Genomic DNA, 21,228 nt, shown 5'->3' with positions numbered 1-21,228 from the left:
GTTATCATTTGAAAATCGAAGGGCTTTAGATCTATAACTATTACAATAGTTTCTGATAATTATTTTGAAACGTTAGGTTTAATATATACATTTGTAATGTATGCCGAGGAACAAAGAATTTGATTACGATAAAAAGCTGAAAACAGCTAGAGATATCTTTTGGAAGAAAGGTTATAATGCAACTACCATGAATGATCTGGTGGATGCTATGCAGATCAACCGAAGCAGTTTATATCTTGCCTATGGCAATAAGCATGATTTGTTCTTAAAATCCCTGACCAATTATATACAAAAGAAAGATAAGCAATACAGCCAGGCGGCAAAAAAAAGTGAAGAACCATTGGAAGCGGTAAAAAACATCATCTATTCTGTATTTGAATCCGCATTACAGGATAATAATTGCCTGTTCACTAATTCTGTTTTTGAACTGGCGCCTACCGATAAAGAAGTAAGCAAACTTCTTACAAAGCAGACATTAAAAGCAGTGGGTCTTTTCGAAAAATTATTGAAGCAGGCAAAAGAAAACGGAACACTACAGTCAGATAAAGATCCTTTGGCACTGGCACACTTTTTAGTATCGGGCCTCGTATCGATCTATAATACACATATATTATTCGCTGATAGAAAACTAACCAAACAAACTACTGATATTTTAATAGAATCAATACCCTAATAATTTTTTTGCCTTATATTGAAACGATAGGTTTAAAATAAATCATGATCATACCACAAAAACTAAACAATAACACGGCTTTTGGAGCCCATTTAATAGGAAACTTAATGTTCGTGGTTGCATTAGGTGTTCTCCTATTATTGGGCTGCAACGGAACCGCAGATCAAAATAATAATATGACGAAAAAGGATTCGATACCTGCTGCCACAAAATCAAAAACCTTCCAGGAATTAGGTTTTTTTGGTCCTATCAAAAAAGACAAATGGAATGACTTTATTCAGGCAGTACAGAACAATATAATCAACTCAAGAAGGGAATCGGGGAACATGTCTTTCAGTTTATTCCAACCTGAAAACGGGAAGCTTCAACCCATATGGTTTGAACGATTTAAAGATAAAGAGGCTCATAATTCTCACAAAGAGCAGAACTACTTTAAAGATGCCATAACGGTTATTCAAAAATCTTTAGAAGGCGAAGCGAGGTCTATCGAACTTAAAGAGTTAGACGAAATTCCTGCGGCGATCCCAATATTTTCCGATAAGCCGGAAACAACACGTTACGTGATCGTGCTGTTTGAAGTCAGGTCGGAAAAGAGACGATCCTTTATCAACGCCATGGCCAAGGTAGCTCCTCTATCCAGGAAAACTCGAGGGAACCTGGAATTTAATCTTTATCAATATGCAGATGATCCTAACAAATTTGTTTTGATGGAAGGCTGGGAAAGTGTAGCTAACCATGAAACACAGTTAAAACTGGATCATATCAGCCAGCTGAATGCAGCCACAGAAGGCCTTTTTATATCCAACCCAATGGGTACCCGTTGGATAGTAAAAGATATATCCCGGTAAATAGCGGCGATCAGTAAAACCCATTTGAACATCTTTCATATAATAATTTAAATAAATAACATGCAAAAAATTAAATTAAACAATGGCGTAGAAATGCCCCTATTAGGTTTGGGCGTTTTTCAGATAGCAGATCTTGACCAATGCGAACAAACCGTTTTAACAGCCATAAAATCAGGTTACCGTCTTATAGATACAGCCTCGTTTTACCTGAACGAATCTGCGGTCGGCAACGCCATCAAAAAAAGTGGCGTAGTAAGGGAAGAACTGTTTGTCACCACGAAACTTTGGGTACAGGACTCCGGTTATCAAAAAACCAAAACTGCCTTCGAAAGGTCCTTAAAGGAATTGCAGTTGGAGTATTTGGATCTATATCTCATCCATCAGGCTTTGGGAGATTATTACGGTTCGTGGCGTGCGATGGAAGACCTGTACAAAGACGGGAAGATTCGCGCCATTGGCATCAGCAACTTCTTCTCGGACAGGGTGGTAGATCTGATCGCACATAACGAGATCGTTCCGGCAGTGAATCAGATAGAAATAAATCCTTTCTACCAAAGAGCTGACGAGCACGAGTTGTTGAAGAAGAACAATATACTGACGCAGTCCTGGGCCTCATTTGCTGAAGGTAAAAATGACTTCTTCAACAACGAAGTGATCTCTTCTATTGGTCGGAAACACAATAGATCCGTTGCACAGATTACCTTGCGCTGGCTTATCCAAAGAGGGATTGCCGTGATCCCAAAATCGGTGCGTAAAGAGAGGATGCTGGAAAACTATAGTGTTTGGGATTTTGAGCTGAGCAAGGATGATATGGATGCCATAGCGACGTTAGATACGGGCAATAGTGTATTCTTTGACCATCGTGATCCCGAAACTGCTGAATGGCTGACAAAGCTGACATTTTAACGAAACTGAATTTAAAGCATCGTCGCATTTGTAAAACTCCATGGCCTCTTAGGAAGCTATGGAGTTTAGATAATAAAGGTTTTAGCGAGTTCGCTAAAACCTTCAAATTCAAGGAACGTGATATTGCATTTGTCAATTCGCTCAATGACGAAATGTTTATACGCGATCGACATCTAGAAATTCTGCTCGCCTCAGTTGAAAATGATCTTCAATAGCCAGATTAATGGATAAGGCCATTATATTACCTTTGCATATCCCGCATTATAGGCATCAAACTCGATTTTTTTGCTAAACGACATCATCATTTAGTGTCAATAGGTTTAAATATTATTAAATGAATATATTGTCTTATTTTGAACTTTTTATTTTTTTAAGACATTTTAAAATGCATTATTTTTTTTACCTTATATGCATGAAACACATTGTAATATTAATACCTCCACAAACTTCAATATTAGACATTGCAGGGCCTTTGGAAGTTTTGTCAAAGACAAATGATTATATACAATCTACTAATGAACAAAGCAGGACTTTCTACATTACACATCTAATATCAATGGATAACTCTTCTGTTGTTCAAACCTCATGTGGAATGCCTGTTATATGCGAAGGAGGGTTTTCGAGTATTTTTTATTCAATAGACACTGTTATCATTGCAGGTCGAGGAATATACAATCAAAATATCCCTCAGAATATTTTAGATTACTTAAGAGCTATTGTGAAAGAGAATTCCAAAACAAGAATAGCGTCGGTTTGTGCAGGAGCTTTTATTCTCGCTGAAACAGGGCTTTTGAATGGTCGGAAAGCAACCACACATTGGATGCTATGCGATCAAATGGCCTTTCAATTTCCCGAGATAAAAGTTGAAAGAGATCCTATATTTATAAAAGATGGAAATTTTTATACATCTGCTGGCATCTCCACGGGAATTGACCTGACTCTAGGATTGGTAGAGGAGGATTTAGGCAGGAATGTGGCCATGAAAATAGCTAGAATATTAGTTTTATACCTAAAGAGACCTGGAAGCCAGTCCCAGTTTAGCACTATACTCATGATTCAGTCAACCGATAATTTACCTATAAACCAGATTGTTCAATTTATTCAGGAGCATTTAAGTGAAGATCTATCCGTAGAGGCGATGGCAGACAGATTATCTATGAGTAGCAGAAATTTTTCGCGGGTGTTCACTAAAGAAACAGGTATCTCCCCAGCGAAATATGTAGAAAAAGTAAGAGTTGAAGCTGCTCGGCGACGTCTGGAAGAAAGCAATTTAAGCTTAGATCAGATCGCACAAGAGTGTGGGCTGGTAAACGCTAATGGCTTACGGAGACTATTTTTGCGCCACCTGGCTACCAGCCCGGGTATCTATAGAAAAAATTTTGGTGTAAAGCTATAAAGTTCCGAAATACCGCATCGTTCTGACCATCTGTGAGACGAATGACATCTCGTTGTCATACCATGCAGCGGTTTTTATCAATTGCTGGTTGCCACTTCCGACTATTTTTGTCTGTGTGGCGTCAAATATAGAACCATAACTTGTTCCAATAATGTCTTGCGATACAATGGGAGCTTCACTGTAACCAAAAGACTCGTTCGCTGCACTGCTCATAACGTTGTTAATTTCTTCCAAGGAAGTCACTCGCTCCAAAACTGTATATAACTCTACCAATGAGCCCGAATGTACTGGAACCCTTTGAGATGATCCATCTAGCTTTCCATTTAATTCCGGAACAACAAGTCCAATGGCCTTAGCTGCTCCTGTTGTAAACGGAATGATATTGTCTACAGCGGCTCTAGATTTCCGAAATCCATTTTTTTTATCCGATACGTCCATCAAGGGCTGAGAATTGGTGTAAGCGTGAATGGTATTCATCTGCCCAGATACAATCATAAAATGATCATTTAAAATTTTGGCAAGTGGAGCAAGACAATTGGTAGTACACGATGCCGCACTTATAATCCTATCATCACCCCTTAATATATGATGATTAACGTTAAATACTACTGTTTTGACATCATTGTCTGAAGGTGCTGATATAATCACCTTTTTTGCACCGGCCGCTAAATGTAATGAGCTCTTTTCTTTGGATTCAAATATTCCTGTACACTCGAGCACTACGTCAATATCCAGTTTTTCCCATGGAAGACGATCGGGATTTCGTTCAGCATATACATTGATTTTCTGTTCATTAATGATCAACTCCTTCGTACCAGAACTAACCGAATGCGGAAATACACCGTGTACAGAGTCATACTTTAACAAGTAGGCCAACATTTCAGGCGTGCTTAAATCATTAACAGCTACGATCTTAACACTATCCTGATCAAATAATTTTCGGAAGGTCATTCTTCCAATCCTCCCAAATCCGTTTATTGCAACTTTTAACATTTCTGATTATTTTTATATTTCATCAAAGATAATAAGTAACAGAATAGTCTTAAATGACAACATTCATTCAATTTAAGACAGATGTTTTTTTATAACATGAATTTTTTGCTTTAACTTATCCAGCTGTTTATGAAACGCGTCCTGTAAACGGATTCATTGTCGCGGTGTATAAAATTGACAAAAAAATCCTGCTTATAGACTTGAAAATCGAGGAACTCAAGTTCGTCCGCAAGCAGCTGCTGGACGGGAAACGCGGATGCGAAAATGGAACAGGTGCTCTGCGAAACCCAAACGAAACCTCTCCCATTTTTGTAGAATAGGTTTAATGCCCCGGCTTTGGTGACCTTACCACGTAATAGTTTCCTGCTACCCAGTGCCACGGCAAAAGAGGGTCAAAGAGCTGCCCCAATTGTTACTTTTGAGACAGCCACTTTGCATAATACTAAAGGCGCAGCTTGATGCCGCCATTGATTACAAAGCCATCTACCGGTGCATAAATATCCCCGAATACCGGGTTGGTAATGGATCCCGAATAGATGGGGCCAAACTTAGTCTGGCGAGTGTCCGTGAAATTCTCGAAATTGATAAATAACGAAAATCTCTCCCATATCCGCTCTAACATCAGGCCAGCCGTCCAATAACTTTTGCCGGTCGCGCCATCGTTCAATTGCTGGGGACTGAAGTAATACGCCTCTGCTCCCACCTTCCATTTCTCCTCAATTTCATACATCAGCACATGATTGAGCCTGTGCCTGGATACCAGCGGATAGGTTGTCGTGGTGTTGCCTATATGCTGGTTGACGTCAGCATAAGTGTAACCCACGAACAGTTTGAAGTCGTCATAGGTGAGCTTGATGTTCGTCTCCATACCCTTTGTATTAAAATTACCCTCAGGCTGTACGTATTGGTAATTTTTCCCGGTGGTCTGGGTCAGCAGCACCGGGTTGTTGATACGGGTATAAAAGAACATATGGTTAATGCTGAAACCAATCTTTTCATCAAAAAGTGATGTACGATAGTTGATATCATAGTTCGCACCGTTAGATTGCTCTGCCTTCGTATTGTCTACATCTAGGGGAAGCACGCCGCGAAATTGTACGCGTTCTGCATCTTCTGTGAAGACCGTTGGCGCTTTATACCCCAAACCGCTCCCCAAGCGGGTGGAAAACTGTTCATCGATCTTCCATAAAGCAGAAATCCTGGGCAGAAAAAAGAATCCGAATTCATCGTGGTAATCCCCCCTAATTCCGGACTCTATACTGAATTTTCTGGTAGTATTCCAAGTATTCTGGATGAAAGCGCCGACGGTGGTATAGTTGTAATTGCGTGCCGTCGTACCGGTAGTCTGGTCTTCATCGAATATATCGGTCAAGAAATTAGCGCCAACCACCCATTCTGCCTGTTCTCCATTACGGGAGTAGCTTGCCTCGGTAAACGTGGAAACCTGGTCGCCGGAAAAGCGATAAGCCGGCAGACCGATGGAACGGTTATAATAGCTGACGCTGTTCTTAAATACCAGCTTTGCATTGTCATTCAAACGGTGCTCGAGTTCGAGTTGGGTGCTGTAGCGGCCGGTTTTATTCTCCTCAAAATAAGAGTGCTCGCTGCTACCATTTCCCTTGATATATTGCATATCACCACCTATACGTTTTTCAGTAGTGGCATTTATTCCCGCTGTCAGAGTAGTATTGTCATTGAAATAGACAAAGAGCTTCGGGTTAAGCGTGAACCGGTCGAATTGTGGGATAGCGGTCAGGCCGATATCTGCCGGGTCATAGGCAATACCACCATTGTAGGCTGCATATACCGTGGTACCCACACCTCTAAACTTTTGCGCATAGAAAGCACTGACGTCGATCCCTAAAGCAGAAGTTCCATTCAGCAGGAAGTCAAACTGGCGTTCCTCGGTTGGCTTTTTGGAAACCAGGTTAACTAGACCTGCAATAGCACCGCCCCCATACAGGGTAGAAGATGATCCTTTGATCACCTCCACCTGCTGCAGGTCTAAGGGTGCGATCTGTAACAGTCCCAGCCCTCCCGAAAAGCCGGAATATAATGGAAGGCCGTCACGGATCATTTGCGTGTATTTACCGTCAAGCCCCTGGATACGGATACTGGCGTTTGCACTGGTTGCCGAAGTTTGCTGAGTCTGGATGCCGGTGCTTTCGGCAAGCAGCATCCGGATGTCGCCGGGTTTCATATTACCCTTCTCATCCAGTTCCTCACCCGCGATGACCTCCACACGGGTAGGGATGTTATCGATGGTACGGCTGCTCCGGGTAGCTGAAACGACCACCTCTTCTAACTCATCTCCATCTCCTGCTAGCTCTAGGCCAATCTCCAGGGGTGCAGTCTGTGTCAACGGGAATATAAGGGTATCCCTGCGGATATCATACCCTATGAAGCGGAATTCGATGATATGCTTGCCCGACGGGATATTGTGGAGGGTAACCGCTCCCAAGGAATCGGAAGATGCCCCAATGAAGGACCCCAATACTTGCGCCGAAGCCCTCGACAACGATATGTTTGTTTTGCCGTCTTTGATGACGGCCCTAAATGTATTATTCTGGGAATATATGACGGTAGCATAAAGCAGTGCTGCCACCAACACTGTGAGTTTTTTCATTATAAAAATAAGATTAAGTTAAACATATAATGACCAGGCCTTTCCCTAGCCGAAATATGGTTTAACCTATCCTGGGTGGTTGCCAGATTGAAGAAAGGGGTTCCCTCAAAGCGGAGAGTAGATATAGTACATAATGTTCCGTGGACTCAAACGATAAATATGTCGACGGATACGTGACCGGTACTATTAAAACCAAGCCCAGACAAGTACCACAGGTATAAAAAGGGGAACAAAGGCCACTGCAGTCATCGCCCTGAGCGTGATGATCCTTTTCGGTACTGCACTGTTCTTGTCCATGCCCAAACGCTGGTTCCAATACGCTACACGGCACTACCGAAAGCGTCAGTACAAATATAGAAAGAATAAGCGCAACAAACTTCACGCGACGAAGTTAACAAATTTAACAGCTATTTCGTAGCTGGCATACGGTTTGACACGATATGTTCAGAATTAACTGTGTGATCCTAAAATAGCTTTAGGCTAAGTAAGGAGAAAATCGGACGAGACCAACTATAAAACTATAGACGGATAAGCCCCCTAGGTCCACAGAGTTTTGCCGGTCAATCATTGTCCTAAAACGCCATCTAGTTTGTCTTAATTGAACCCTATTATTGGAAGGAATACGGTTTATATTTGTGTTTGAAAGTAAAGTAACCAATAACTTTAATGCGAAAAAGCCATGTCACAAACCACGCAAAATTCAAGGATAATTAAAGCTTCCGCAGAGAAGATCTTTAAGGCCATCACTGACCCAAAGGCATTGGAGACATGGCAGGCTCCATTCGGGATGACTACTAAAGTACATGCTCTTAACCTTAAAGAGGGCCGGAGCTCTACCATGTCGCTCTTCTATCCTCCAATGGAAATTTAGGATGCTGTCATTTTCGGAGTAAAATAATGAATATATATTTCCAAGGCTAAACTAGTTGGATAATAAACACAAGGCTGCCGTTTGGTTTATGGCCGGGAACTGGTTTTCTCTTGGATATTTGTTTTTTGGAGAATTCACGTAAATAGCGATATTTATGTAACTGAAAGTTATGGCATATGTATGATACAGATTTAGCGGATAGGGTAAGAGCCTACCTGATAGGCGCGCCCGGTTTAACGATCGAGGAAAAGAAAATGTTTGGAGGGATGGCTTTCCTAGTCAACGGGAAGATGTGCATCAACGTTAGTGGCGACAAGCTCATGTGCAGGTTTGATCCGGCAGACCTGTCTGAGGTTGAAAAACGTAAAGGTTATCAGTCAATGGTTATGAAAGGGAAGACTTTACCGGGATATTGCTTAGTCAACCTCGAAGGATACGGCCAGCCGGACGATTTCAGCTATTGGATAGAGCTTTGTCTAGCTTTTAACAAGGAAGTGCGAGCATCTAAAGACCGGAAATGAGATACACAAATGAGCCACTGGTTGTTATTATCGGTATATACGACCCAATCATATTGCATATAAAAACAAATTTATCTAAGTTTGGATAAACCCTAGACAACGTCTGTAAATACCAAAAAAACCTTAATTCTGCTCACTGATATCACCTGATATGCAACGACGCAAATTTCTGTTCTCATCCCTGCTATCTGTGCCTTTGTTGGCATTGGGGAAAGTTAATAATCTAGGTAAGAAGAAAAACCGAGACACCTCCCCCGGGGAACCATTTTTCCTGAGATCCCATCAGATCCGATTTGAAGGGGAGCCAAAAGAATTGGTATTTGTTCCTATGGCACTACGTGTCATTGACTCCGTCGGTGTCGCCCCATGCCAATGCTCGATATGAGGCGGACATTTCACCACATCACCCTGTTCAATAATTTCGACGGGTTTCTTACAAGAAAATGAAACTGTTCCGATAAGAAATGGTATCGCTATGTTTTTAACGTTCATCATCCTGAATTTTAAAGATTGCTCTGATAAAAATTAACCAATTTATTTACAACCTGAGATACATATTCGGGTTTCCAGTAGGTCTGTATGTGCGTGGCTCCATCAATCAGAAACAGTTCTTTGTTTTTTGCGTGGGTTGCTTTGGCAAATGCCTCATCGGTCATGTATTTTGTGTCGGCTTTGCTTCCCGCCACCATCAACAGGGGCTGATCGATCAGATCCATATCCGAAGTGGCATCCCAGGTCATGAGGTCGAGCAAGCTACTCATGGTGTATAGAAAGGTTGAATTTGGGTGTGCGTGGGTTCTATAATAGTACTCAAATCCTTCACGATACAGATTCGTTGGCGTTTTAGCAATTTCTTCATCTGTTACGCTTGCCACACCTGCGTAAATAATTTCACCGCCGGCAGCTTCCTGCGCGCGGGCGTCCGAAGCTTGTTGCAAACGTTCCTGGATGGTGTTTAACTGAGTATTCTGGAAACCATTACGTCTTACCTCACCTGAATTGAACATACTCAACGTAGCGACAGCTTTAAGCCGTTTGTCCGATTGGGCTGCTTTCAACGTATAACCGCCCCCACCACAAATGCCTAAAGCCCCTAAATGATTTACATCAACCCCCGGGTATTGGGTAATAAAGTCGGCCATACCATGAACATCTTCTGTCCGGGATGCCGGGTTATCTGTATGGCGTGGCTCACCATCACTCGCTCCCTGGTAAGCTGCATCGGCGGCAATGGTAATGTAACCCGCCTCCGCCAAACGCTGTGCATATAGCCCGGCAGTCTGTTCTTTTATTCCCCCGTTGGGGTGTGCTACCACTACTGCCGGATATTTCTTTGATGCATCGTAACCCGCAGGGGTATACACATTGGCCGCAATCTCAATCCCGTTCAGTTTGTAGGTGACCGGATGGATATTTACTTTTCCCTCTTCATTTTCGGTAAGGGCTCCTTCATATACTAACGTGTAGGGATTTTCCTGGTGCCCTTTTTGTTTAGCTTGTGCATTTACAATAGCTGTTTCTGCCATTGACATCGCAAATGCAATTATTAATGATAATTTCCTCATCTTTTGAATATTTTATATGCTAATGTTTACTTTTTAATACCTCGTCCAACACGTTTTGTGCTGCTTCCGCTTCTTTTTTGCCAACCGTTGATTTGATCACGCCTACAAATTGCTGCAACTGATCCGGTGTTAAACCTACATTCAGGCACAGATTAAAATGGGAACGCAACATGGGTTCCACGCCGCCGATACTGCTGAGTACCGACACGGTTACCAGCTCCCGTTCTATATAAGTCAGCACATCCCGTTCGAAAATATCGGCAAAAAGGTGTTCTTTCAGGAAGACCTCTATGGTCGGCGCAAATGCTGCGTAACCCGTTTTCGGTCCGGTTTCCGGTACACCGCTTAACGCTTCCAGTATGGATTTGCCCCGTTCATATTTACTGCGTTCATCCTGTATTGGTGATGCTTCGGCTCCCATTTCATCTTCAATCCCATTGGCTTTGCGTTCATCCAATACGGCCATAAAAGTCTGTAACCCGCGCAGGCTACGGGGAAACCCGGCATAGGCATAGACATGCATGATCGCTTCCTTGATCTGGTTGATGGTCAATCCGGCCTCAAGCCCTGCATTCAGTTCTGCTTCCAGTTTCGCCAGATCGCCTTTGCCGGTGAGTGCCGAAATGCGGACTATGGCCTGTTGCTTGCTGTCTAAATTCTGATCTGCATTTATTTGGGCATTAGCGTTTGAGGTAACAATCACTGCCATAACAACTGCTATTGATTTTACGAGTCTGCTCATTATAATTTCGTTTTTATCATTTAATTTTTTCAACTTACTTCCCTTCTGCAACTGAAAAGTGATTGATACAAAGTTCCCGTTTTACATCCATTGGATTGGTATACGTATTACGGTTTTGTTTACCAATATTACCTATACAATCCCTTTTCCTGTAACCATTTTTGCCATCAGGTCCGCAATGTCTATATTGTCAGAGCTTGCAGAACACAAGAAATAGAACTTTATGCGAAAAGTTATGCATGAACTATAGGTTTTCGTTTTGTTCATTTTTATTTTTTGCGTCCTTCTCGATTACATCCAGTCGTGCTCTCTTGGGATCGGAATCGCCAGCCGCCGAATCATCAGTCCGGAACTCGAGGAGCTCATTCCTTTGGGGATTGTGAGAGAAAAAACATAAAACAAGAAGCTTGGTCAATTAGTTACCACCTGGGGTAAGTAATCGAGTAAACGATAATGACCCCAGTTTCCAGCTTCCGTCCTGTTTGATATAGACTTCCGTCACCATAAATGGATTCGTCACTTCATTTCCGCCAACAACGGCCAGCAGATCAATCCTGTTCAAAAGAATGGCCGTATTGTCGATGACCTGCACGGACACTTCATGGATATTCGCTTTTTTGTACCAGATGCCTCCACTTTCGATGACCTCGAGTTCCCGCTCCTTCCCCCATGATCCGCCCATGTGTACAAACATGGATTTTTCATCAAAAAGATCACCCAGCACTTCTACATTCTTTTCAGCCATCCACTGCCATTTTTCTTTGGAAAGTTCGATGATTTCCTGATCTGCAGTTGCTTGTTGGGCAAACGATGATTGTGTACTCATAATGAGTAAAAACAGCCCGACAGTTAATGCTCTCATATCGATAATTAGTTAATAAATTCTTGAATTTTGATTTTGCTTAATCACTCAGTTAACCAGCCCAATTTTTTCAACCAGTTTTGTACCTCGTTCTGCACCTGTTTCTCCCTGTCACCCTGCATCACGAATAAAATCCCATCCCTTTCCACACCGCCTTTGGTCGTGAATCCTTCCAGCACCTTACTATCGGGGCACAATTGTTCCACCGTTTCAAAGGTGCTGCCAATGCCATAACCACCGTTGGTGTTAAAGGGAATCACCGTTTTCCCACGTAGCTCATATTCATTCAAAAAGCTTTTCATTGGCGGGGGCAATTGCATGCCCCAGGTGGGGAATCCGACAAAGACCACATCGTATTCCGCGATGTTGTCAATGGTTGTTTTTAGTGGCGGCAAGTAACCGCGCGCATTTTCATCCGCTACCTGATCAACGGTAGTTTGATAATGTTCAGGATAAGGCGTAACCAGTTCCAATGCCACCAAGTCGCCACCTACTTTTTTTTGGATGATTTCAGCGACAGCCTTCGTGTTTTTAGTACGTGACAGGTAAACGATTAACACCTTTTTATCTGTTAATAATCTGCCTTTTTCTGTATGCGATTCTTCTTTTCCTTTTGCTGGTAATTCTGCAGAACAGGATGTCCACGTTAATAAAAATGTGCTCAGTAAAAACCAATATGTCGTCAACTTCTTCATCTCTGTTACTTTACTTAACATCCAGCCTTTTCGCCTTTAGCCATTTCGATAGTTCATCTGCTACCTCAACATTGTTCAGGTCAGAAAAAGGAAAGTGGGTATTGCCATTGATGCCGGTTTCAGGCAAGTGTACCACGGTAGCATCACCCCCATGTTTGTTGATGGTTTGTGCCCAGATCCTTGCCATTTCAAGCCCCGAACGCCAATGATCCATGTTCCATACATCGGTCGGCTCTTTAGCAATGTTATCACCATAGTAGATCACGATCGGTATTTTGGTTAGCTTCAGGAAATCAGCTAAAGGAATTTCCTCACCGTTAAGCGCACCAAAAAGTCCTGTTGATGTTATCGGTTCGGGCATTTCACCTTCAGGGAACAGGAAGCTGCTATAGGGTTCATAGGCCACGATCGCTTTAACCCCATCGTTTTTTATTGCCGTAAACCAACCCGGTCCGCCGCCCTGCGAATGCGTTACCAGGATACCCTCACCGATCTGATCAAACAACCCGGAAATGGCGTCCGAGATTACCTCACCATCAAAATCGCCTGTATTTGGGGTCATCTGTCTATAGAACTGTTCAAGAGAAGCAGCATCCTTTGGAAATTGGACATCTGGAAAGTAATCGGGATAATTGCCGATCCGAAATTGGGTGAACCAAAACTGCTCATCAGGTGTTGGGGTAACCGTTGCCTGAACAGTACTCTTCCCGGCATCACCACGTCTGGGCTGATCAAGCAGGTAAACGGAGAATTTTCTGCGAAGAAAAATGTTCTGAAACCCTTCCCTTCCATCCGGTGTTGTTTCCCAAGTTTTTTTGGACTGTCCTGCGCCATGTAGAAAAACTAACGGATATTTACGTGCCTTTACAGGAACTTGGTAAAAAACGTAGGCATGATCTCCATGAAAAGTTTGTCCTTGAGGTTTCAAGGCCTTATCCAGATTGAAGGCTCCCGGTTCAGTAAGCTTTGTCCCACCTATTGCAAAACTGCCCTGCCTGGCAATGCTTAATGGTTTCTGTTTGTTCTGGGCATGAAGTGATATGGATGCAGCCAGTAATAACATCAATGCGCTTGAGTATCTCCTAAATTTATTTTCCATTTCTATTAAATTCTATTTTCCTACCCTGTTTTGTAAATGCTCGGGATATCTAGCCCCTTGTATGGTGATTTTCGAAGCGGCCGCATCTATCTGCCCAACATCTTCTACGGAAAGGTCAATAGTAGCCGCTCCAATATTCTCCTCCAAACGATGTAATTTGGTGGTTCCCGGAATGGGTACAATCCACGGCTTTTGGGCAAGCAACCACGCTAACGCTATTTGTGCAGGTGATGCACCTTTCTCCATAGCAATGGATTTCAGTAAATCCACTAGTGTTTGATTTGCTTTTCTGTTTTCTTCCGAGAAACGGGGTACAATATTTCTGAAGTCCGTGCTATCGAATTTTGTTGTTTCATCAATGGCACCCGTTAAAAAGCCTTTTCCCAGAGGACTGAATGGTACGAAGCCGATACCCAACTCCTCCAAAGTGGGAATAATCTCCTCTTCAGGTTCACGGAAAAACAAGGAATACTCGCTTTGAAGCGCCGCGACAGGATGTACGGCATGTGCTTTACGAATGCTTTCTGCGCTTGCTTCCGATAATCCCCAATGTTTTATCTTTCCTTCGCTGATCAGATCCTGGATAGTTCCGGCGACTTCTTCCATAGGTATATTGGGATCGACGCGATGCTGATAGAAAAGGTCTATATTGGAATTGCAACTTAAAATAGGAGACTTTTTTATGCTGCCATTTTCTCTTTTTCCAATAGCATCTCTTCGATCTGCTTAGGGGTTTTATATCCCAGGGCAGAATGTGTTCTTTTGGTATTATAAAAACCTTCAATATATCCAAAGATCTCCAATTTAGCCGATTGCTGATCGATGAATTTTCTATGGTAGATCATTTCAGCCTTTAGTGTCTTGAAAAAGCTCTCAGCTACTGCATTGTCCCAGCAATTGGCCTTCCTACTCATGCTTTGAAGTATCTTGTTTTTTACAATTACCCTCTTGAATTCATCGCAGGCATATTGGATCCCTCTATCCGAATGGAAGATAAGACCATCTTTGATACCTCGGTTTCTAATAGCCATTTTGATGGCTTGTACAGAAGTGTTTTTAGTCGTCATATCGGTGCTTAAAGACCATCCAATGACTTTTCTGTCCGCCAGATCGATAACCGTTGTTAGATAAAGCCACCCTTTGCCGGTATGGATGTAAGTAATGTCGCTAACCCATTTTTGCGATAGGGAATCCGCTGAAAAATCTCTTTGGAGGAGATTTTCAGCTATCCTATAACTATGGCTCGAATCTGTGGTCACCCTATATTTTTTCTTAACCTTACTTCGTATCCCATGTTTCTTCATCAATCTTGCTACGTAGCTTCTTGATACCATTTCACCTTTTTTGTGCAGCTCTGCGGTTATCCGTGGGCTGCCATAGATATACTTACTGTCACTGTGTACCTGCTGTATTTTATCCACAAGTGCTTTACTGCGTTGTTCCCTGGGGGATTCGGGCCAAACCAGCCAACGGTAAAAACAACTGCTGCTAACGTTCAATACTTCGCACATCTTCTCTACGGAATATACTTCTCGGTTCTCCTTTATGAACCGGTATATGGACCGTCTCCCCTGGAGAAGATGGCTATGGCCTTTTTTAAGATATCGCGTTCTAATTCTGTATCTCTTAATTTCTTGCGTAAAATCCTTAACTCCTGCTCCTCCGGACTGATCTTGGGATTGTCAGGTAAAACCTTATTCCCATTATAACGTGGATTTCTACGCCATTTACTCAGTAAACTGGGGTCTATGTCTAATTCCTTAGCTACATCGGCTACAGATCCCTTAACAACGCTCAAATCGACCGCCATTATCTTAAACGAATCATCAAATTTTCTATGCATTTCTACAAATTTAAAATTACTGTCTAAATCTGTCTCGCTTTAAAGGTAGCAACTCCAATATAGTCTGTTTTAAGCCTTTTCATAGACGCTTCTGCCACCGCTCGTATTCTTGCAGGACTACTGTCCAATCCTTTCTTTGAGTCACCATCCTGAAAGCCGAATTTGGTCGCAATCACTACCTTTTCTCGAAAAGGTTCAAGTGCTTCCCCCAACAATTCCTCATTGGTGAAAGGACCATAACATTCGGCGGTATCAAAAAAAGTCATGCCTGCTTCATGCGCAGACCTAATCAATTTGACAGCTTCCTGTTTATTGGTAGCGGGGCCATAACCAAAACTTAATCCCATACAACCCAATCCAAGTGTTGATACTGCCAGTCCACTTTTTCCTAGTGTACGCTTTTCCATTCTATCAAAGTTTAACCGTTCTCATTGCTATCTAATTCTTCATGTAGAACCGAGAACACAAAGTTCTTGTTTGATTTTGAATGGATTGGTATACCTATTACGGATTTTACTACCAATATCACTGATTGTGACGCACCTGCTGTTCTTGTTATAGCAGAATGTTTAATTTTGTATAAGAAAAAATAACAGTTATGACACAGGCGTATAAATTTGATACGGTAAGCCAATACAATGCTTTCAATAACCACGAAACTTTACATCCATTAGTTAGTATCGTTGATTTCTCAAAAGCGAAGGAAAGAACCGGTTCTCGCATGACTTTTGGAATTTACTGTATTTTCCTTAAGGAGGTGAACTGCGGAGATTTAAAGTATGGCTGTAATTACTATGATTATGAGGCCGGCACATTGGTATTCATTTCTCCCGGACAAGTTATCGACGTGGAGAACAAAGTAGATTATTATCAGCCTATGGGCCATGGTTTGGTTTTTCATCCCGACTTGATAAAAGGGACACCTCTTGCCAAGAGCCTGAATGAGTATAGTTTTTTCAATTATAACACCAATGAGGCATTACATTTATCCGAGCGAGAAAGAAAGATTGTTTTCGATTGTTTTGACAAGATTGAATACGAATTAAGCCAGTCGGTTGATAAACACAGCAAAAGGTTAATTGCCTCCAATATTGAACTATTCCTGAATTACTGTGAGCGTTTTTACGACCGTCAGTTTATTACCCGGGAGCATATCAATAAGGGAGTATTGGAAAACTTTGAAGAATTGTTGAATAGCTATTTCTCTTCTGAAAAGCCTTACAGTATCGGATTACCCTCTGTAGCTTACTTTGCGGACAAGCTCAATTTATCGTCTAATTACTTTGGTGATCTAATAAAAAAAGAGACAGGTAAATCAGCCCAAGAATATACGCAGAACAAAATTATTGATATCGCCAAAGACAAGATATTCGATAACAATAAGACTATCAGCGAGATTGCATATGAATTAGGCTTCAAATATCCTCAGCATTTCAGTAGGCTCTTTAAGAAACGAGTCGGTTTTACACCGAACGAGTTTCGGAATTTGAATTAATGAAAAATGTGTTAATCTTATATCCATTAGAGCTTCAAAACTTCCGTAAGCTTCTTGTTGCTGCTTCAGCAGCAATGATAAGACCTCCAGCCAACATAATGATATCTTTTAGCACTAGTCTTCCCGCTCCTGATAAATAAGGGAACCCATAATTCGGTGTTGGAAAATCTCCACCGAGATTAGGTACATAAACTTCGGGTGTTGTGATGAGGAATGAAAGTGTAACCACGGACATTCCAACAATTAGAAGACCGCCCCAAAAACCGATTTTTGGAAACCAAATACCCAATAGTACTAGAATTCCGATAGTAACAATAACCGCCCCCAATCCGAAAGAAAAAATATAAGTGCCATTTTGCTGATGCCAATTCACATTTTCTTGGACGGTTTTGCCTTCAGGATTTTTATGCAACGTGTATGCTGCGACCTCTTCACCTTGCTCATTTACTGCGTTGTTACCGGTATTATGGTAAAAGAAACTCATAAAAGGACTGTTGATAACAAAGGGCACTATGCCGTCCGCTTCGTATGGAAAGGCTTTCAATCCGCCAATCCATGTCATCACTATAAATATAGCAATTCGCATCAAATCAATAAATTTGTTTTGAAAATAGACAAATAGTCTAAGAATTTTTTCCATTTTTAATTTATTTTGAATGCTGTCAAAAATACAATAGACAATCTTGGTTAAAAATGGACAAATGTGGATATTACATAGATTTTTCGGCTACTACAGATATGCCTACTTTTTCGCGAAAAGTCTTTGGAGAGACGCCCACCTCTTTTTTAAAATATCTGCTAAAATAAAACTCATCTTCAAAACCTAGTTCTGCGGAAATCTCTTTAATACTTTTATACGTAAGATGAAGCAACCTTTTTGCCTCCAGTATTAGACGCTCCCGGATCAGCTTTGAAGGTGCTTTCCCGTAGTATTTCTTTACTTTTTTGTTAAATGCGTTTGCGGATAAGCCATATCGATCTGCATAGAAAGAAACCGATTTTGATGAAGCAAAATTGGTATCAAGCATCGATTTGAAATTTAGAAGGTCCGGCTTTTTACGTGGTATTTCAACGTGCCTATTTTCAATCTGCTTTTCCTTACTGCACAGAGCTAGTATAAGCTGAAGATACGACCTGACTATAGACAAATCATAATTCACCTTAGCATCCCCAAACTCGTCTATCTTATCAAAAAGCACCATGATTTCATCAAAAAAATCATCGTTAATAGAGATGAAAGGCTTGTCATATATGTTATTAAATAATATGCCATTGCACGAAACTTCTGCTTTATGATACTCAATGCAATAAAAATCACCGTGAAACCGCAGAAAACGAATCCTTTTCAAATTTCCAGAATCCCACCTAAATAGTTGGTACGGAGATAAAAAAAGAATATGCCTTCCATGGATATCATAATTATTAAAATCTACGGAAAAAGAAGCTTTGCCATCCACCAAGATAATGAAATAATAAGGATCATTGAGTTTTGGAATAGAATCAGGATCATTGAAGCCGGATATTTTGATAAAAGAATCCAAAGAGAAAATATTGTTTTATTTGTACTTTATTGTATCAAATTTATTCATTTTTTTGAATGGATGAGGTATTGGATTCTTATTTGTACTTCAACACTTCGCCGCCAAAGGAAATGAACAATTTTTCCTACGTGACCGCTTGCTGAATTTCCGTTTTCAACCCCATGTTTTTCGTTTCAATCTCTCAATATAAATAGGTATAGTCAATTTTGAGAAGTTTGCTTGATAAGATATTATGACAAACTCGTACCATGTAAAAGGCTATCAATCTCGATACAATCTGTGTATTCAATACGTTCAATAAAGTTGAAACAAGACACTCTTTGGTTAGCTTGGAGAAGCGATCTCAGCTAACCCTGGAATCTGAAACGGTTTGATCTTATGCTAAATGATTATCTTTCATTGAATATTTACGAAACCGGAATTCCTACCGTAGCTTATTTTGCCGATCGATTACACCACTCACCAAATTATTTTGGAGATCTGATAAAGAAGGAAACGGGAAAATCGGCGCGAGAATATATTCATAATAGGATAATCGAGGAGGCAAAAAATAGGATCAGCGATAAGGATAAGTCAATTAATGAGATTGCTTTTGATCTGGGTTTTAAATATCCACAACATTCTTCCCGGTTTTTTAAAAAAATGGTCGGACTTAGTCCAAATGAATTTCGCGCTGCAAGCAGCAAAGAAAACAACAAAAGCACAGTAAAAACAGGGTCTGTAGAGTGCCCTATTCTCCTAACAAACCGTCCCTTTTGAGTGATTAGCCTTGAAACGATATCTCTTTAATTTTTAAATTTGTTTTGGGCGATATGGCTGTAAAGTCCTGCACCGCCAAATGTTCTTCTCTGTCGGGACCACACATTGCATAGAATCTCCTTCCGCCAACTTTAAAGTCCGTGTATTTTGTCCTGGAGATCCAGGGTTTCGGTGCCCACCACTGGCCAAGGATTTCTTGTTTAGTGGTTACGTCCCAAACCAAATTGCGCTCGGCCGCAAATTCCCTGTTTACGAATACCTTTTTTATTGTCTTGTCAACGGTAATGTCAAGCAACAAGTTGTTTTTAATTATTTCTGTTTAGTATAGAAGCGTAAAAATTTTTTAAATCAACTCAAAAACACAATCTTTTGATTTCGTATATTACTTCTTCAGCCAACTTTTTCAATTGGTTTTCATATCTTTTCTGCCCATATATATGCCCTCTTGCTTTGATATTCTACATCATTGTTGTAAGGTTGGCGTTCTATTGCATCTATTATTCTAAAACTGGTTTCCTGAAGCACGGCTATTATCTTGTCTGTATGAAAGAAGTATAAATCAATATCCACATCTATATCATTAGCCTTGTCAAAATGCACTACCTTATTCCCGGCATGAAAAGAGAATAAAAACTGTCCTCCTTTTTCCAGCACTCTGTTTACTTCACTAAAAGCTGTTTTGATTTGGTCGTAAGTAAAATGTACAATAGCGTAGAATGCAAGTACACTTCCAAAATAATTTGATTCATTGGATATATTCAGAATATCACCCGTTTCAAATTTATTTTTTGGAAAAAGCCTTTTCGCAGCATCAATCATTCTGGAAGATATGTCGATGCCGGTTACATCTTTTATACCGTGGTCATATAGAAATTTTGTTGTTTGTCCTGGTCCGCAGCCAAAGTCGGCGCATGGCCCTTTGTCCTTGTTGACCGAAGCAAATTCCTTCAATAACAAACAGTCAAAATGCTTTTTGGAAAGTTCGTTGCTGCGATGGGCTGCATAATCATCTGCCACATCGTTGTAGCATTTAATTATTTTCTCTTTTGACTGCATAAGCTTTGCTTTTCATAACGACTTTAAGTTGCGTTAGTTTTGTTGCAAATTGAAAACAGTACCTGCTGGATCCATAATCCAATGCATATTTTCAGGTAATTCTTCAATTTCGTCACAAGTTTCCACACCATTCGATTTCAAATAACTTGTCGCTTCATCTACATTGGGTACAGTTAGCTGTAGCCAGGTTTCGGAATGGGTGTAATTATCAACACAATCTAACCAAACTATATTATTACCGAATTTCACTTCGTGTGTTCTGGAAACAGTTGGATTGTCTATAAGTTTTTCCTCAACTTCCAACTTCAAAATGTCTTTGTAAAAAGCAACCGTTTTTTCGTACTTGCTTTTAGGTATTTTGATTGCAATATTAATTCCTGCCTCAAATTTTGTATTCATATTTTCGCTTTGTTTTTATTTTCCTTCATTATACCCCAAAATTAACCGATTTATTTGCAATGCTAAATTTTATGTATATTAACAGAACCCGGAAGCATACCATACGAACTGCATTCGGGTCATATTTACACACCAATACGCTTTAACGTTTATATTTACAACAAAAAGCCGTCGTTATATCCATAGCGTTGTTGCCCATAGCTGTAAGCTACCTGCAAACCGCCAATATTGTGCAAATTATTCTTAAAAACCCTTATGGATATTGGAAGCATATTATATTTCCCAGGTTTTCATATTAAATTGTATACGTCATTTAGGTGTCCTTATAGCTATATTTG

The 21,228-nt window shown here is 40.9% G+C and carries 25 protein-coding genes; 8 read left to right on the top strand and 17 right to left on the bottom strand.

All coding sequences use genetic code 11. The features are described from left to right. The first annotated feature begins 100 nt into the window (after positions 1-100). The 4 genes from H8S90_RS09865 to H8S90_RS09850 all read left to right on the top strand — a co-directional run bounded on the left by H8S90_RS09865 (position 101) and on the right by H8S90_RS09850 (position 3,823). Positions 101-673 carry a TetR/AcrR family transcriptional regulator gene (locus H8S90_RS09865; RefSeq protein ID WP_187342375.1) on the top strand — a complete coding sequence of 191 codons (573 nt, stop codon included), beginning with the start codon at positions 101-103 and terminating at the stop codon, positions 671-673. Positions 674-717: 44 nt separating this feature from the next. Continuing rightward, positions 718-1,521, top strand: coding sequence for a putative quinol monooxygenase (locus H8S90_RS09860; RefSeq protein ID WP_187342374.1), 804 nt, complete (start codon positions 718-720; stop codon positions 1,519-1,521). 60 nt (positions 1,522-1,581) lie between these two features. Further along, complete coding sequence (locus H8S90_RS09855; protein ID WP_187342373.1) at positions 1,582-2,427, top strand: aldo/keto reductase; 846 nt, start codon at positions 1,582-1,584, stop codon at positions 2,425-2,427. A 412-nt stretch (positions 2,428-2,839) separates the two neighbouring features. Continuing rightward, positions 2,840-3,823: a GlxA family transcriptional regulator gene (locus H8S90_RS09850; RefSeq protein ID WP_255501890.1), complete on the top strand. Its 984-nt coding sequence runs from the start codon at positions 2,840-2,842 to the stop codon at positions 3,821-3,823. Here H8S90_RS09850 and gap read toward each other — a convergent pair. The 3 genes from gap to H8S90_RS26430 form a co-directional block, all read right to left on the bottom strand. Then, positions 3,818-4,816 (bottom strand): type I glyceraldehyde-3-phosphate dehydrogenase, encoded by a 999-nt coding sequence (gene gap / locus H8S90_RS09845; protein ID WP_187342371.1) that lies wholly within the window; start codon positions 4,814-4,816, stop codon positions 3,818-3,820. The genes H8S90_RS09850 and gap overlap by 6 nt on opposite strands. Positions 4,817-5,258: 442 nt before the next feature. Then, positions 5,259-7,442 carry a TonB-dependent receptor domain-containing protein gene (locus H8S90_RS09840; protein WP_187342370.1) on the bottom strand — a complete coding sequence of 728 codons (2,184 nt, stop codon included), beginning with the start codon at positions 7,440-7,442 and terminating at the stop codon, positions 5,259-5,261. 61 nt (positions 7,443-7,503) lie between these two features. Further along, positions 7,504-7,824: a DUF6660 family protein gene (locus tag H8S90_RS26430; RefSeq protein ID WP_370525691.1), complete on the bottom strand. Its 321-nt coding sequence runs from the start codon at positions 7,822-7,824 to the stop codon at positions 7,504-7,506. Between the two features lie 297 nt (positions 7,825-8,121). Between H8S90_RS26430 and H8S90_RS09835 the strand changes: the two genes are divergently transcribed. Continuing rightward, on the top strand, positions 8,122-8,313 hold the full coding sequence (locus H8S90_RS09835; RefSeq protein WP_187342369.1) for an SRPBCC domain-containing protein: 192 nt from the start codon (positions 8,122-8,124) through the stop codon (positions 8,311-8,313). Between the two features lie 176 nt (positions 8,314-8,489). After that, the gene (locus tag H8S90_RS09830; RefSeq protein WP_187342368.1) at positions 8,490-8,834 is read left to right on the top strand and encodes a TfoX/Sxy family protein; all 345 of its coding nucleotides are present in this window, start codon (positions 8,490-8,492) and stop codon (positions 8,832-8,834) included. Between the two features lie 503 nt (positions 8,835-9,337). On the opposite strand, the gene H8S90_RS09825 is transcribed toward H8S90_RS09830, so the two are convergent. The 9 genes from H8S90_RS09825 to H8S90_RS09785 all read right to left on the bottom strand — a co-directional run bounded on the left by H8S90_RS09825 (position 9,338) and on the right by H8S90_RS09785 (position 16,047). Beyond that, the gene (locus H8S90_RS09825) at positions 9,338-10,399 is read right to left on the bottom strand and encodes an alpha/beta hydrolase (protein WP_187342367.1); all 1,062 of its coding nucleotides are present in this window, start codon (positions 10,397-10,399) and stop codon (positions 9,338-9,340) included. 19 nt (positions 10,400-10,418) lie between these two features. Then, the gene (locus H8S90_RS09820; protein ID WP_187342366.1) at positions 10,419-11,141 is read right to left on the bottom strand and encodes a carboxymuconolactone decarboxylase family protein; all 723 of its coding nucleotides are present in this window, start codon (positions 11,139-11,141) and stop codon (positions 10,419-10,421) included. 415 nt (positions 11,142-11,556) lie between these two features. Beyond that, positions 11,557-12,003: a nuclear transport factor 2 family protein gene (locus tag H8S90_RS09815; protein WP_187342365.1), complete on the bottom strand. Its 447-nt coding sequence runs from the start codon at positions 12,001-12,003 to the stop codon at positions 11,557-11,559. A gap of 44 nt (positions 12,004-12,047) precedes the next feature. Next, on the bottom strand, positions 12,048-12,719 hold the full coding sequence (locus tag H8S90_RS09810; RefSeq protein WP_255501889.1) for a flavodoxin: 672 nt from the start codon (positions 12,717-12,719) through the stop codon (positions 12,048-12,050). Beyond that, a complete protein-coding gene (locus H8S90_RS09805) occupies positions 12,709-13,797 on the bottom strand; it encodes an alpha/beta fold hydrolase (protein WP_187342363.1) in 1,089 nt (362 codons plus the stop codon). The genes H8S90_RS09810 and H8S90_RS09805 overlap by 11 nt, the downstream gene beginning before the upstream one ends. 12 nt (positions 13,798-13,809) lie before the next feature. After that, positions 13,810-14,403 (bottom strand): aldo/keto reductase, encoded by a 594-nt coding sequence (locus H8S90_RS09800; RefSeq protein ID WP_370525690.1) that lies wholly within the window; start codon positions 14,401-14,403, stop codon positions 13,810-13,812. A 74-nt stretch (positions 14,404-14,477) separates the two neighbouring features. Then, positions 14,478-15,413, bottom strand: coding sequence for an IS3 family transposase (locus tag H8S90_RS09795; RefSeq protein ID WP_255501940.1), 936 nt, complete (start codon positions 15,411-15,413; stop codon positions 14,478-14,480). Continuing rightward, positions 15,341-15,640 (bottom strand): transposase, encoded by a 300-nt coding sequence (locus H8S90_RS09790; RefSeq protein ID WP_187339052.1) that lies wholly within the window; start codon positions 15,638-15,640, stop codon positions 15,341-15,343. The genes H8S90_RS09795 and H8S90_RS09790 overlap by 73 nt, the downstream gene beginning before the upstream one ends. A gap of 23 nt (positions 15,641-15,663) precedes the next feature. Further along, a complete protein-coding gene (locus H8S90_RS09785) occupies positions 15,664-16,047 on the bottom strand; it encodes an aldo/keto reductase (protein ID WP_255501888.1) in 384 nt (127 codons plus the stop codon). Positions 16,048-16,238: 191 nt separating this feature from the next. Between H8S90_RS09785 and H8S90_RS09780 the strand changes: the two genes are divergently transcribed. Further along, positions 16,239-17,135 carry an AraC family transcriptional regulator gene (locus H8S90_RS09780; RefSeq protein WP_187342362.1) on the top strand — a complete coding sequence of 299 codons (897 nt, stop codon included), beginning with the start codon at positions 16,239-16,241 and terminating at the stop codon, positions 17,133-17,135. A gap of 34 nt (positions 17,136-17,169) precedes the next feature. Here the strand turns inward: H8S90_RS09780 and H8S90_RS09775 are convergent, their stop codons facing one another. After that, a complete protein-coding gene (locus H8S90_RS09775) occupies positions 17,170-17,775 on the bottom strand; it encodes a DUF417 family protein (protein ID WP_187342361.1) in 606 nt (201 codons plus the stop codon). A gap of 70 nt (positions 17,776-17,845) precedes the next feature. Further along, the gene (locus H8S90_RS09770; RefSeq protein WP_222852273.1) at positions 17,846-18,676 is read right to left on the bottom strand and encodes an AraC family transcriptional regulator; all 831 of its coding nucleotides are present in this window, start codon (positions 18,674-18,676) and stop codon (positions 17,846-17,848) included. Between the two features lie 378 nt (positions 18,677-19,054). Here H8S90_RS09770 and H8S90_RS09765 point away from each other — a divergent pair, with 378 nt between their 5' ends. Beyond that, positions 19,055-19,435, top strand: coding sequence for an AraC family transcriptional regulator (locus H8S90_RS09765; RefSeq protein ID WP_187342360.1), 381 nt, complete (start codon positions 19,055-19,057; stop codon positions 19,433-19,435). Positions 19,436-19,439: 4 nt separating this feature from the next. Here H8S90_RS09765 and H8S90_RS09760 read toward each other — a convergent pair whose 3' ends face one another. From H8S90_RS09760 to H8S90_RS09750, 3 genes are all read right to left on the bottom strand, one after another. Then, positions 19,440-19,730 carry an SRPBCC domain-containing protein gene (locus H8S90_RS09760; RefSeq protein ID WP_222852272.1) on the bottom strand — a complete coding sequence of 97 codons (291 nt, stop codon included), beginning with the start codon at positions 19,728-19,730 and terminating at the stop codon, positions 19,440-19,442. 119 nt (positions 19,731-19,849) lie between these two features. Beyond that, complete coding sequence (locus tag H8S90_RS09755; protein WP_187342359.1) at positions 19,850-20,491, bottom strand: class I SAM-dependent methyltransferase; 642 nt, start codon at positions 20,489-20,491, stop codon at positions 19,850-19,852. Positions 20,492-20,524: 33 nt separating this feature from the next. Continuing rightward, the gene (locus H8S90_RS09750; protein ID WP_187342358.1) at positions 20,525-20,890 is read right to left on the bottom strand and encodes a VOC family protein; all 366 of its coding nucleotides are present in this window, start codon (positions 20,888-20,890) and stop codon (positions 20,525-20,527) included. Positions 20,891-21,228 lie beyond the last annotated feature (338 nt).

Origin of the sequence: Olivibacter sp. SDN3 (assembly GCF_014334135.1) — a bacterium.
Lineage (GTDB): Bacteria > Bacteroidota > Bacteroidia > Sphingobacteriales > Sphingobacteriaceae > Olivibacter.
This window is presented reverse-complemented; position numbering and strand designations above follow the sequence as displayed.

Excerpts from the sequence above, each read along its gene's own strand:
- H8S90_RS09865 (WP_187342375.1), top strand. The coding sequence starts at position 101 with ATGCCGAGGAACAAAGAATTTGATTACGATAAAAAGCTGAAAACAGCT.
- H8S90_RS09860 (WP_187342374.1), top strand. The coding sequence starts at position 718 with ATGATCATACCACAAAAACTAAACAATAACACGGCTTTTGGAGCCCAT.
- H8S90_RS09855 (WP_187342373.1), top strand. The coding sequence starts at position 1,582 with ATGCAAAAAATTAAATTAAACAATGGCGTAGAAATGCCCCTATTAGGT.
- H8S90_RS09850 (WP_255501890.1), top strand. The coding sequence starts at position 2,840 with ATGAAACACATTGTAATATTAATACCTCCACAAACTTCAATATTAGAC.
- gap (WP_187342371.1), bottom strand. The coding sequence starts at position 4,816 with ATGTTAAAAGTTGCAATAAACGGATTTGGGAGGATTGGAAGAATGACC.
- H8S90_RS09840 (WP_187342370.1), bottom strand. The coding sequence starts at position 7,442 with ATGAAAAAACTCACAGTGTTGGTGGCAGCACTGCTTTATGCTACCGTC.
- H8S90_RS09835 (WP_187342369.1), top strand. The coding sequence starts at position 8,122 with ATGTCACAAACCACGCAAAATTCAAGGATAATTAAAGCTTCCGCAGAG.
- H8S90_RS09830 (WP_187342368.1), top strand. The coding sequence starts at position 8,490 with ATGTATGATACAGATTTAGCGGATAGGGTAAGAGCCTACCTGATAGGC.
- H8S90_RS09825 (WP_187342367.1), bottom strand. The coding sequence starts at position 10,399 with ATGAGGAAATTATCATTAATAATTGCATTTGCGATGTCAATGGCAGAA.
- H8S90_RS09820 (WP_187342366.1), bottom strand. The coding sequence starts at position 11,141 with ATGAGCAGACTCGTAAAATCAATAGCAGTTGTTATGGCAGTGATTGTT.
- H8S90_RS09815 (WP_187342365.1), bottom strand. The coding sequence starts at position 12,003 with ATGAGAGCATTAACTGTCGGGCTGTTTTTACTCATTATGAGTACACAA.
- H8S90_RS09810 (WP_255501889.1), bottom strand. The coding sequence starts at position 12,719 with ATGTTAAGTAAAGTAACAGAGATGAAGAAGTTGACGACATATTGGTTT.
- H8S90_RS09805 (WP_187342363.1), bottom strand. The coding sequence starts at position 13,797 with ATGGAAAATAAATTTAGGAGATACTCAAGCGCATTGATGTTATTACTG.
- H8S90_RS09800 (WP_370525690.1), bottom strand. The coding sequence starts at position 14,403 with ATGGAAGAAGTCGCCGGAACTATCCAGGATCTGATCAGCGAAGGAAAG.
- H8S90_RS09790 (WP_187339052.1), bottom strand. The coding sequence starts at position 15,640 with ATGCATAGAAAATTTGATGATTCGTTTAAGATAATGGCGGTCGATTTG.
- H8S90_RS09785 (WP_255501888.1), bottom strand. The coding sequence starts at position 16,047 with ATGGAAAAGCGTACACTAGGAAAAAGTGGACTGGCAGTATCAACACTT.
- H8S90_RS09780 (WP_187342362.1), top strand. The coding sequence starts at position 16,239 with ATGACACAGGCGTATAAATTTGATACGGTAAGCCAATACAATGCTTTC.
- H8S90_RS09775 (WP_187342361.1), bottom strand. The coding sequence starts at position 17,775 with ATGGAAAAAATTCTTAGACTATTTGTCTATTTTCAAAACAAATTTATT.
- H8S90_RS09765 (WP_187342360.1), top strand. The coding sequence starts at position 19,055 with ATGCTAAATGATTATCTTTCATTGAATATTTACGAAACCGGAATTCCT.
- H8S90_RS09755 (WP_187342359.1), bottom strand. The coding sequence starts at position 20,491 with ATGCAGTCAAAAGAGAAAATAATTAAATGCTACAACGATGTGGCAGAT.
- H8S90_RS09750 (WP_187342358.1), bottom strand. The coding sequence starts at position 20,890 with ATGAATACAAAATTTGAGGCAGGAATTAATATTGCAATCAAAATACCT.